General features: G+C 39.5%; 9 protein-coding genes. 3 read left to right on the forward strand and 6 right to left on the reverse strand.

From position 1 onward, the window contains the following. Positions 1 to 323: 323 nt before the first annotated feature. Both tpiA and folP read left to right on the forward strand, forming a co-directional pair. Positions 324 to 1,052 carry a triose-phosphate isomerase gene (gene tpiA, locus CK510_RS17060; protein WP_095722852.1) on the forward strand — a complete coding sequence of 243 codons (729 nt, stop codon included), beginning with the start codon at positions 324 to 326 and terminating at the stop codon, positions 1,050 to 1,052. Between the two features lie 90 nt (positions 1,053 to 1,142). After that, positions 1,143 to 1,988 (forward strand): dihydropteroate synthase, encoded by an 846-nt coding sequence (gene folP, locus CK510_RS17065; RefSeq protein ID WP_095722853.1) that lies wholly within the window; start codon positions 1,143 to 1,145, stop codon positions 1,986 to 1,988. 101 nt (positions 1,989 to 2,089) lie between these two features. Here the strand turns inward: folP and CK510_RS17070 are convergent, their stop codons facing one another. The 6 genes from CK510_RS17070 to CK510_RS17095 form a co-directional block, all read right to left on the reverse strand. Continuing rightward, the gene (locus tag CK510_RS17070; RefSeq protein ID WP_095722854.1) at positions 2,090 to 2,953 is read right to left on the reverse strand and encodes an SPFH domain-containing protein; all 864 of its coding nucleotides are present in this window, start codon (positions 2,951 to 2,953) and stop codon (positions 2,090 to 2,092) included. A gap of 275 nt (positions 2,954 to 3,228) precedes the next feature. Continuing rightward, positions 3,229 to 4,893, reverse strand: coding sequence for an alpha/beta hydrolase (locus tag CK510_RS17075; protein WP_095722855.1), 1,665 nt, complete (start codon positions 4,891 to 4,893; stop codon positions 3,229 to 3,231). 517 nt (positions 4,894 to 5,410) lie between these two features. Further along, on the reverse strand, positions 5,411 to 6,901 hold the full coding sequence (locus CK510_RS17080; protein WP_095722856.1) for a polysaccharide biosynthesis/export family protein: 1,491 nt from the start codon (positions 6,899 to 6,901) through the stop codon (positions 5,411 to 5,413). A 648-nt stretch (positions 6,902 to 7,549) separates the two neighbouring features. Next, positions 7,550 to 8,128 carry a gamma-glutamylcyclotransferase family protein gene (locus CK510_RS17085; protein WP_095722857.1) on the reverse strand — a complete coding sequence of 193 codons (579 nt, stop codon included), beginning with the start codon at positions 8,126 to 8,128 and terminating at the stop codon, positions 7,550 to 7,552. A gap of 142 nt (positions 8,129 to 8,270) precedes the next feature. After that, positions 8,271 to 9,959, reverse strand: coding sequence for a DUF8738 domain-containing protein (locus CK510_RS17090; protein ID WP_095722858.1), 1,689 nt, complete (start codon positions 9,957 to 9,959; stop codon positions 8,271 to 8,273). A 405-nt stretch (positions 9,960 to 10,364) separates the two neighbouring features. Continuing rightward, entirely contained in the window at positions 10,365 to 10,862 is a 498-nt protein-coding gene (locus CK510_RS17095; RefSeq protein WP_095722859.1) for a hypothetical protein, read from the reverse strand. A gap of 308 nt (positions 10,863 to 11,170) precedes the next feature. Between CK510_RS17095 and CK510_RS17100 the strand changes: the two genes are divergently transcribed. Further along, on the forward strand, positions 11,171 to 12,385 hold the full coding sequence (locus CK510_RS17100) for a glycoside hydrolase family 10-like protein (protein WP_095722860.1): 1,215 nt from the start codon (positions 11,171 to 11,173) through the stop codon (positions 12,383 to 12,385). The last annotated feature ends 109 nt before the right edge of the window (positions 12,386 to 12,494 follow it).

Consider the following 12,494-nt stretch of genomic DNA (forward strand, 5'->3'; position numbering starts at 1 on the left):
CGAAATATGTAATAAAGCTAAAGATTTTATCTTGATTGACCTGAATTCGCTGGTTAAAGTTCATGCCAAATTAGTACCGACAGTAGAGGCTTTCCGGTTGTTTGCCCTGACTATAAGTAGGTAGACAAAAATATTTACAGTCATTACGATCGCACTTATGATTACAAGTTCTGGGGATTCTCTTCTCTCAATCTCAGAATCGCTGCGATCGGATAGAAAAGCTTAACCTCGCCATAATCTCAAAATTCATGCGATCGCACGGTCACGTCATGGTCTACAGTAAAAGATGCATTTAATGTTTTTTTAACCTAGACGAAAGCGCTGTGCGGAAGAAAGTTATTGCTGGCAACTGGAAAATGTTTAAGACTCAGGCAGAGTCTGAGGATTTCTTGAAAGGATTTCTGCCTGCTTTAGAAGATACTCCCTCTGGACGTGAGGTGATTTTATGCGTCCCGTTTACCGATTTAAACGCACTATCAAGGAATTTACATGGCAGTCTCGTTCAACTAGGAGCGCAGAATGTCCATTGGGAAACTCAAGGTGCTTATACAGGTGAAATCTCTGCCGAGATGCTAACCGAAATAGGTGTGCGCTATGTAATTATTGGGCACAGCGAACGACGGCAGTTTTTTGGGGAAACCGATGAAACTGTTAATTTACGCCTTAAAGCTGCACAAAAGAACGGTTTAACGCCAATTTTGTGTGTCGGGGAAACCAAGCAACAACGAGATGCAGGAGAAACCGAAACCTTAATTTCTATGCAACTAAATAAAGATTTGGTAGATATTAACCAAAGTAATTTAATTATTGCTTATGAGCCAATTTGGGCAATTGGAACTGGTGAAACCTGTGAAACCAAAGAAGCAAACCGCGTGATTGGGTTAATGCGATCGCAACTCAAAAACCCCGACGTACCAATTCAATATGGTGGCTCGGTAAAACCAAGCAACATCGACGAAATCATGGCTCAACCTGAAATCGATGGTGTTTTAGTTGGTGGTGCCAGTCTCGAAGCTGACAGTTTTGCCCGAATTGTTAATTACCAAAATTAAGTAGAGACGACCCGGTGGGTCGTCTCTCCATAAATTATAATTATTATTAAGAATAATAAGTTTATAAGTTTTCCCCATTCCCTAAATCAAATGTCCACAGAATTCAAAATACGTAATTCTACGTTTTCCTGGGGAACACGAACTTACATAATGGGAGTATTAAATATTACTCCAGATAGTTTTAGTGATGGAGGTAAATTTAATACAATTGAAGCTGCGATCGCACAAGCTAAATTAATGATTGATGCTGGTGTTGATATCATCGATATCGGCGGACAATCTACAAAACCAGGTGCAGAGCAAATTAGTCTTGGGGAAGAAATTAATCGAGTTATACCAGTATTACAAGCAATTCGCCCAACTACAGACTTAGCAATTTCCGTAGATACAACAAGAGTAGAAGTAGCAAAAGCAGCAATCAAAGCTGGTGTGGATATGATTAATGATATATCTGGCTGTACATTTGAACCGGAAATATTACAAGTTGTTGCCGAAGCTGGTATCCCGATAATTCTTATGCATATTCGCGGTACTCCCCAGACAATGCAACAGCAAAGTAATACTGATTATGAAGATGTAATAGCGGAAATTATTAGTTTTCTCAGCGAGCAAATCATAAAAGCAGTAGAAACAGGGATTAATCGCGAGAAAATAATTATCGATCCAGGAATTGGATTCGCAAAAAACTACAAACAAAATTTAGACATATTTCGCCGTTTAGCAGAACTACGCACTCTTAACTGTCCAATTTTAGTAGGAGCATCGCGCAAAAGCTTCATCGGTTATATTTTAAACCAACCTGACCCGAAAAAAAGGATTTGGGGAACGGCTGCGGCTTGTTGTGCAGCCATTTTTAACGGTGCTGATATTATCCGAGTTCACGATGTCAAAGAAATGCGTGACATCACTTTAGTTGCAGACGCAATCAGTAGATAGTACAGTTCCCAGTCAAACTAAATACAGTTTGCGATTGAGAATACCGTAGGGGAACCCACGGTTGTTTGCCCTATATTGATTGTTTATCCCTGACAACTAAATTAAGCAGTTGCCGAACCATTTTCTCCACCACTTCCAGCAGGATTGTTTTTGCTAGCTTCCTCAGCACCTAACTCGCCAATCATTTGGCTGTAAGCCTCAGCATTAACACCAGGATTGAGGAAAACAATTTTAGCATTTTGACTAGCACTGAGTTTTTGGCTTGCATCCACCTGCTCTTGTGCGACCAAATACCTTAAAATTTCCTTACTTTCCGGATTAGTTCGTAATGCTTCCGAGAGTATTTGCATTGATGTTTTCGTTGCTTGAGCGCGTTTAATCGCAGCTTCTTGTTCACCTTCAGCCTCAGTAATCGCAGCACGCTTTCTAATCACAGCAGCATTTTGGTCAGCCATTGATTTTTGGACACTTTCGGGAGGTGTAATACTTTGGATATCTACCCGAATAATTTCAATCCCCCATTCCTTGGAAGCATCATTTAATGTTTGTAACAAAGTTCGATTCATCTCACTACGGGATGCAATAACTTGTTCTAAATTACGTTCAGCAAGATTAGCTCGTAGTTCGACAGTCGCCAAATTTGCCAGTGCAATCTGGATATCATCAATTTGATAGAAACTTTTTTCCATATCCTTGATGCGCCAGTTTACAACGCCATCGACTTCCAGGTAAACATTATCAGCCGTGATGACTTTTTGGGGTTTAATGTCTAAGATTTGCTCCCTAGTAGTATCTTCCATGACAATGGAATCAATCAGAGGAACAATAAAATTTAAACCGGGTACTAGTTTACGATGGTAACGTCCCAAGCGTTCAACAAGGGCTTCATTTCCTTCATTAATTAGCTTTGCCGACCCCAAACCATAGCCTATAAGCACTAAAAATATAGCAATAATCGGTTCCATTTAATACTCCTACTGTACCTTGGGAGAAATTATATCGTTAAATATGGCAACACGTAGATTGCCTCCTTACCTTAAGTCTAAATGAGTTCACATAGTAACGTTAATTATCATTGCCTGTGTCCCCATTACTAGGGATTAACACTATCGCCCTGTAATTATAAGTGTTTGCCAAGGTTTAGAAATAAATTGGAAGCGATCGCAATTAAATCATCTTCTCTGGTACGTGGCAAGAGACAAGGTGGTAATTAAGTTTACTTTTCCCTTTTGCCCATATCCTACTTAGCAGCATATTCTGCCCATTTTTTCAAATTACTGGGTAAATCGGAAACCAAGCGTAGCGGTAATTCCGTTGTTGAGATTGATTGAGCGTAGGTTGATGATAAAAATGGCTGATATATCTTTGCCTCATTAGTTTGCTTTTTAATAAACGCCAAACTTAAACCACAAAGCATTTCCCGGAGGTTTTTAGTTTCCGCTCCGCGTTTCTCTTTAGCTATCTTTGTGACCTCACTAACTTGATACATCGGGTCACTGATACTGAGATGGGTACCACCGATGGCAGTTAATAAATATTTACTATTACTACCCCGGAGTTGGGTAAAAGGAGTAAATTGGTGCTTCAGCGCTGGAGTGAGGGCATCGTCAGTACCAGCCAACATGAGAACTGGGGTATTAATCTGGGAAAGTCCATTCTTGCCGAATAAATTACCGATGAGAGGATTAAGTGCGATCGCACTTCTAACTCTTTTATCTCGCAAATCAAAATTTCCATCTTTCAACCCAGTTGCAGCACATTGCAACCAATCTCCCGGAGCTTCCCCAATCCCCAAGGAGTTGCTACAAAACTTTCTTAATGCCCCTAAATCTAATTTTCCCCCCACCAAAGCCAAAGCAGTATAACCACCCAAAGAATGCCCAATAATTGTGACATTCTCAGAATTTAATTTGCCCTGGAGTTGTCCGGGTTGGGAATTTAACTTTGTCAACTCATCGAGTAAAAAGCTGACATCTTGCGGGCGATCGATAAATTCATTAGCAGGTAAAAGCTTTGCCAAATCAGAATTATTAGCAGCATGATTAACTGCGATCGCATTACTCCCTGGATGTTCAATCGCTGCCACAGTAATTCCGTGGGATGCGAGATGCAAAGCCAGATATCGCAAAAATTGACGATTTGCCCCAAACCCATGTGAAATCACTACCAAGGGCTGTTTTATTTGTTGCTGTGTTTGTTTCTGGGTTGGTGCGCTACCAGCATAAATATCCACTGGAATAGTTCGATTTCTACGGCTATCTCGCAATGTCAAACTCACGAATTGCACTGCTTGATTTCCCGCAAATGCAGGATTTATATTTTTAGGCAGGACAACATCGCTTTTAGCTATTAATTCCCGTTCCAGCAAAGCCCCAAAAGCCTGACTTTGTAGATTTGCGGGATTAAAATCCAGGGAAAAACTAACAGCCTTAGTGGCATCTACAGTAATATTCTCCCCCGGATAAGACCGCAAAAAACCCAGCACGCTTAAACCATTTACCCGACGTAGGGTTAAACTCAGGGTATCCTTCAGACTTTGACTAGTACTACCCGGTATAATTCCCCCCAAAGAAGAAATTAACTGCTTCCCTTGAGGAGTTTTCGCCAACTCATCAATAAACTTATCCCCACCATCGGGATTAACCTGAAATTTTTGATTTAACAATCCCCGTACCTGGGGAGTTAAAAACGAGGAAAAAACCTGTAAATCCTGAGGCAATTTCCCACTTCTAGCAAAATCCTCTAAATCGCTAATTTCTACAGTCTGTTGAAACGGACCCAATTGAATCGTAATCTTTTCTGCGGCTAATGATGCAGGTATTGCCATAGTCCAACAACAAACCACACCCAACCCACACAAAAGCCCTTTAAGCCTGCTAATAGAAAACTGCATAAACTCTGCCATTATTTTTAGAGAACTATATTAATCAAAATTCAATCAATATTAAAAAAACCAATATAAAACCACACCATTCCCAATATCCGACCTTTCATTAATAATTTTGTTCCAAATTTAAAACACCGCAGAAGGGCTAGCAGTTCAGTTAAGCATTTCTTTATTCTCTCTGTATCCTTGGCGTACTCTGCGTCTTGGCGGTTGCAACTACGTGTCTATGGTTCAAAAATCAATAAAGCCCTCAAAACAAAAAAACCTAACCTCCATCAATAGAAGCTAGGTATCCCAACAAAAAACTAAACTAAGTAGGGTTTGCTGAAAAACTCCACAAAGCGAATCTAAATGCAACACTGCCCACTGTTAGGGTAGTTTTGGGCGTTAGTTTCTAAATTCACCCCACAAATTTCCACCGAGATGCAAGGATTTTGAGGTTCTAAATACTATAATCTTGCATCAGCTTGGAATAAAAAGGATTGAAACCCTTATTTTGATTGAGTTTTAACTTATTCAGCAAGCCCTAAGTATACTAAATCCCAAACAAAGCCCGGAAAACCCCAAGAAGTCCCCCGACTGGGTTGATAATACCACTAGCAGTATCACCACCCTTCGCTAATCCGTTACGACCAACAATAATCACGTCATTATTCAGCAAAACAGGGTTGGTTTGCTCATTCAAACCCGCAGCCAAGTCAATTTTTACCACCCGCTTAGTCACAGAACCATCAGGATTGAGACGCACCAAGTCAACCGCTTTACTATTAGCACGGACACCATCAAACCCACCTGCGGCTAACAACGCTTGATTCAAAGTACTATTTGGCTGAATATCAACAGGTCCAGCTCTCTTCACTTCCCCAACTACACCCACTTGAATTTTACTTGGTGACAAAGTAGTGCTTGCTAGCTGGGTTAGTTCTGCACGGTTCACATCCGTCGCTGTGGCAACAAAAAGCGTATCCCCATCTTGGAGAATCGTATCTTGGTCAATATCTCCTTGGAGCAACTGCCACAGGTTGATATTAATATTTTGAGGGTCGCCAGTTCTGGTTTGACGACGCAGAACCACATTTCGCACATCCGCACGGGGACCAATTCCCCCCGCAAGCTGGATTGCTCGCATTACTGTTGGCTGTCCAGTAATCCCAGGAAGGTTAGATGGGTTATTTGCTCCTGCTTCAGTAGCTCCAGATGTGACTAAATAGGAACCAGGACGCAAAACTTCCCCAATCACGGCAACGTTACGGGGTCGAGTTGGGTCAGCAGCAAAGCTTGAAGATGCTTGATTGCGTGCTGATGCTAGGTTAAAATTAGCAATCCTGGGAATATAAATCGTGTCCCCATCCCGTAGGGTAATATCCTGGGGAAGTCTACCAGTTCGCAATAATTCCTGTAAGTTTAAAGATACAAGCTGTTCCCCAGTGCGTCCAATACGGCGACGTACTTGAACTTGGGTAATATCTGCACTCAGGGTATAACCTTGGGCATTTGTAATTGCAGAAATAATGGTTGGATACTGTACACCGGGGGCATTACCTGCTCCACCCTGTAAGCTGAGGCTGTAGCCTCCAGGACGGGTAACTTCTCCAGACACTAACACATTTATCGGACGTGGCGACAACAGGTTAACGGAGATGATTGGACGTTTAAGGAATCTTGCGTATCTGCGAGCTATGTCATCAGCAGCTTGTTCGGTTGTCAGTCCTAAAACAGGAACGCTACCAATCAATGGCAGGTTAATTGCGCCACCTGGGGGAACTTGATATTCACCTGTATATTCTGGCACTTCAAATACATTCACCTTAATGAGGTCTCCACCACCCAAGGTATAACTTGTATCTAATATCCCAGATGCTGGTGTATTTGATTGAAAAACACGGGCTGGGGCTGTGCGTGGGGTTGTTCGACGTTTTTTCGCTTGGGCATGGCTAGGTGTGGCAAATACGGCATTGATACTGGTTAGCAGCATCAGAGCTAGTATCGGATGGGACAATAGTTTCAAAGTTTTTGTATTAACCATATTTACCTGTTAACTGTTTACCTGTGACTAAGATAAGTATTTTTAGCTCTAAACATTGTAATCTTGACTATACGTAAGTATCCAAGTTCCCTTATCATTACCATCTTCTGGAATTAGCTTAATTTTCAGGAGTTTGAGTACTCGCAAATTTAAATTTTTAGTGAATTTAATTTAAAGTCAATTCTTCAGAGGTATTCCATATATTTTCATACTGCAAATATTGACGACTAAAGGGTATTTTTATTGTTTTGTCAAGAGTTAAGTCATAAATTCATATATGATTGATGAGATTATCTGGAAACGAACGCTTTGTAAAGAACAATCTGTGAAGACATGCTTTAAAGAGTAAGCTTGAAGAAAAGAGTGTAAATCAAGGATACTTCCAGAATATACATTTAAAAATGAAATAGTTTATTTAAAATTACCCTGTTTTTGGCAAAAATTAGTGCCGAATTGGCAGAAGTTAGTAATAATAATCTAGCTGAATCGGATGAGAAATAATGATTGAATACATTACTAAACTTTCACTAGATGACGACTTTGATAGGGGAAAATTAACCATTAAAAAATCTGAATTAAATAAAATACAGTTCTTGATTGTATAGATTAATAATGAGTTACGCACTCGCTGACACCCAACCTTGTATCTTAAGCTGGTTGAGTCATTTGTTTTTGTTGTTTTTGTTGTTGTTGTAATTGATACATGTGATTGAACAAATTCCAGCAATATTCTTCTGGTAATCCACAAGTGATAGCACCACGTAAAACAACATTGAAATACCAGTCATTCGGTGCTATTTCCTGAGGTGATTTATTGACAACTACATAGGTACGGACATTCTTGTAAATTTTATCTTGGCATTTAATCTCAACTATTTCGCGACGATAACCACCTTTCGGGACATCTTCCCGTCGATCGAGCTTATCGCTAAGTCTTAAAGGTAGTTGGTAAAGTACACCTTTAACGCTGCTGTTGGAGTCTTTGACTACATCTAAAACACCACATTTGCGGATGGTTGAATAGCGATAAAAGCCCAAGCGATAGGATTTGAGAGTTCCCGCACCAATAACATAAGGATGGGTTATTTCACCAAGCGATCGCTTTAAATCAACGGGACACATGCAGGAACCATATGCAAAGTAGTAAAATATCGATTCTGCGTATGGTGTTGGTTGTTCGTCAGAGTCTATTTGGTTTTGATGCGATCGCTCACCCAAATTTTCCATCTATTTCAATTTTATACATTAACTACTGACATAACTTTATCATAAGCATCACTGGAATGATTAAAATATAAACACAGAAATAAACACAAATAGAGACAGGGGTATTTACCCTATCTCTATGGAATAGTCTATCTACGTGTAATTATCGAGTCGTATTGATGTTCAAATCGCTCCAGGCTTTTACTACTACTTTCAAAGATTCGGGGAGATTGTTCCCAGAAGTGTCATTAAATTGTACAGTTCCATTGGCAGAAGTCATCGTGTAACTCCTATAGTCAGCAGCACCAACCGTTGGGGGATAATTAACGTTTTGGAAAGCTTTTTCGTTTTCTTCTAATAGTTTTTGAAAGTCTCGTAATTGTTGTTGAGAAAGACGAAAAACTCTGCGTTCGGAATCATTCGCGTCATCGATACGAGTACTAATCAAACGTCCATCATCTAATAACACCGTTTGGTAAGTTCTAGGAAGAATACCACCACTAGTAATTTGTCTGAATACTATTCCACTTTCCAAAGGAGGTGGTAATTCGCTAGTTGGAATTGGTACTGCATTCAAATTACCTCGATCGGGAATCTCGCTCGCATCTTTATCATAGCTAACAGTCACAGATTCACCAATTCGGTAAACCCAATTTTTCCGTCCGTCACTAACTGTAACTTGCCAACCAGGAACAATAACTTGGGCACAGAGAACACCAGGTTTACGAATACCAAGACATGTATCTGACCATTGTTTTCGTTCTGCGGAAACAATTCGCAAACGGGAAATTGGTAATCCAGACTGTTGAGAAGCTTGAGATAATACTATCTCTTCTATATTTTGAGGTAATTTTACATTACTTTCAGAAGTATTTAATCTAACTTCCGAGCCATCTTCTTTCGAGTGATATACTAATTTTTGTTTTCCAGCTTTTACCGTGACTTTCCATGCAGGTAGCGCTATTTTTGTGCAAACTTCACCAGGTTTTGCTAAATTCAAACAGCCATCAACGGTAATTTTTTCAATTTCAGTAATTCGTAACTCAGAAACTGGTAAATTACTAGATTCAGTCGCAGCTTTAATAACCGCTTTACGAACTTTTTCTGGTAATTCTTGATTTTTAATTTCACTTTCTTTCTGATTTAAACGAGTTACAGAACCTTTCTCATTAGTATGATAAACAAGTGCTTGTTCCTTAGCCCCAACAACAACCTTCCATCCTGGTACAATTATTTGAGAGCAAAGACGACCTGGTTCTGCTAATTCTAAACAGCTATTTCTCCAATCACGTTTCTCTGATTGAATAATTGATAATTCGGAAATAGGTAATTTCAGAAAATTGGAAGCACGTTTGAGAACAGATTCGCGAACTTTCTCTGGCAACTTGGTAGTATTGTTAGGTATATTGCGGTTAGAAATGCGTAAATTTTTCCCATTCCCATTGGTATGATAAATCCAATTTTGTTTACCATTGGTAACTGTCACCTGCCAACCAGGAACTAAAGCTTGAGTACAAAGTTCACCTAATTTTGCTAATTCTAAACATCCATTCCGCCAAGTTTTTGCTCTGTACTCAACGACATCTAAATCATTAATGTTAATGTCTTGATTTTTCGATAAATCTTTAAAAATTGCATTAGCAATTTGACGAGGCAAACGTTTAGTGGGAGCCTTATCTTTAATATTTTCTTTTGTGACTGAAACTGTCGAATTTAGCGGTAAGGCTGTCGCACTTTTGATGAGAGTCATTCCACTGCTGATGGATAAAACACCACTTAATACCAAAGCAGTAATAACCCGTTGTTGATTGCCGATACGCGATATCGCACTATTTTTGATATTGATTTTCATAGTTGTAATAGAATATAGTTATTGGGTATTGCGGGATTAGTTTTCTATAGAAAATAAATAATTATAGAACCACTAATAAACTAATAAGTATCAAGAGCTAATCACAAAGACTAAGTGAAAATAGCAACAGACTAAAAATATTTCAGCCCATACTATAACTGTTCGGGATAAAAACTTTAACTAGTTTTTTCAACTTCAACTGTTTTACTTGATGGAAAAATAGACGCAAATTCACCCACTCTTTGTTCCTTGACTTTCACAAGAAATTTACAAAGAATGAGCGAGCTTCACCTTATATTTATATATTTAATGCCTATATCTGTTGTCTGTACGGGGGATTGACAAGCGGAGCTTAACGTCTGTTGCATATCGCACATTAAATGCACATGGTGGATATACTTACAATCAAGCCGAGATTGCTTGTACTTTTGCTAACTGTGCTTGAGTGACATCAAAGCGGATTGTACATGCTGCCCAATCTTTCAAATCAGGTGCTAACCAAATAAGTCTTCGTAAAATATCATCATTAACCCATAGCACCAAAGGAAACTGAAATTGTTTCCGTAACTCATCACGCATCAAGTTAGTCGAAACAATTAGCTGATTAATCGCAGTCACCGACTCTAAACCCGTTATCATTAAAGCTTCTGGTTGAGATGAACCAATTGTTGCGCTAATGGTTGTGTATAGTGTCTCGCTTGTTGGGGGAATAATAATTTCTCTAATATCAACCGGAGAATATTCTTTTAATAAACTCAGGATGTCTTGCTGTCGTCTTGGAGAGTTACAACAAGCTAAAAGTAATGAAAAATCACCACCAGCTACCATTATCGCTCTTGCTAGCGTCTTGATGGCTGCTGTGGCATTTACCACGCTATTTTGTGAATTAATTAAACCTATCATCACACACCCTAAAATTGTGAATATAAAAATGTAAATCAGAAAAAATATCAGCAAAATTACCCGTAATCAAATTCAGCAAGTGAGTAATTTTGTTGACATGTGTTTGGGATAACCTTAGGTCGATTTTAATCAGGGTATTGGAGATGAGGGTGGGGTGGATGACCCCACACCGAAAAGATACGTATTTAATGTGGAATCTACTGTATATAGGGAAATGGGGAATCGAGGAAGACTAGATGCAACTTCTTTGCCTAATGTGCAGTCGTAGTTTTATCATCCAGAATGATGAAATTCAACAAAAAATACATATGAATGAGTTTGTGAAGTGGTGGTACAAGCGAGGTTTTTTGACTGGGTTGATGGCTTTGAGTCTGATTGCGACGATGCTATTGTCTTTGCCACTTTCAGCACAAACTGCTTCTCGTTTACCGACAACGGAATTACGGGGAGTATGGTTAACAAATGTTGATAGTAACGTGTTGTTTGAGAAGCAACGTTTGGATAAAGCTTTACAAAATCTCAAAGATTTAAATTTCAATATTGTGTATCCGACAGTGTGGAACTGGGGTTGGACACTGTACCCAAGTCAGGTAGCAAAGCGGGTAATTGGCAAAGAACTCGATCCTGAACCAGGGTTACAAGGGCGTGATATGCTCAAAGAAGTAGTGGAAGAGGGACATGAAAAGGGTTTGGCAGTGATTCCCTGGTTTGAATTTGGGTTTATGGCTCCCGCAGATTCCCAATTAGCAAAACGTCGTCCACAATGGTTAACCAGTCGTCGAGATGGTACGCAAATTTGGAAAGAGGGTACTCACGATCGCGTTTGGTTGAATCCTTTTCGTCCTGATGTTCAGCAGTTTGTCCAGGATTTAATCATTGAGATGGTTAAAAACTACGATATCGATGGTATTCAATTTGACGACCATTTTGGTTTACCTGCGGAATTGGGATACGATTCCTACACGGTAGCTCTGTACAAAAAAGAACATCGAGGAAAGTTACCACCAAAAAATCCCCAAGACGCAGAATGGTTACGTTGGAGGGCAAACAAAATTACCAACTACATGAAGCGGGTATTTACGGCAGTCAAGGCTGTAAAAAAAGATTGTATTATTTCAGTAGCACCGAATCCGCAACGCTTTTCCTATGACTTTTATTTAGCGGATTGGGCAAGATGGGAGAGAATGGGATTAGTTGAAGAACTAGTGTTACAGATATATCGTAACGATTTAAAGGTATTTAATAGCGAATTAGATCGACCGGAAGTTAAAGCAGCACGTAGTCATATACCTGTGAGTATTGGTATTATTAGTGGCTTGAAAGGTAAATTTGTGTCGATGCAACAGGTACAAACCCAAGTTCAGAGTGTGCGCGATCGCAAATTTGCAGGTATGTCATTTTTCTTCTACGAAACCCTTTGGAATTTGACTAAAGAACCAAGTTCGGAGCGTCAAGCAAGTTTACGAGGAATTTTTCCCACTCCAATAAAACATCCGAATTTATTAGCAGGTTGGAAACCATAGTCAGAAATAAATTGTCCCCAATTCTTGTCGTAGGGGCGGGGGTTTTCCGCCCTTAATTATGATAAAGTTGATGAATATATATATTAGGATATTTTATTTTCTAAAATTT

The organism is Brunnivagina elsteri CCALA 953 (assembly GCF_002289455.1).
GTDB classification, from domain to species: Bacteria; Cyanobacteriota; Cyanobacteriia; order Cyanobacteriales; family Nostocaceae; genus Brunnivagina; species Brunnivagina elsteri.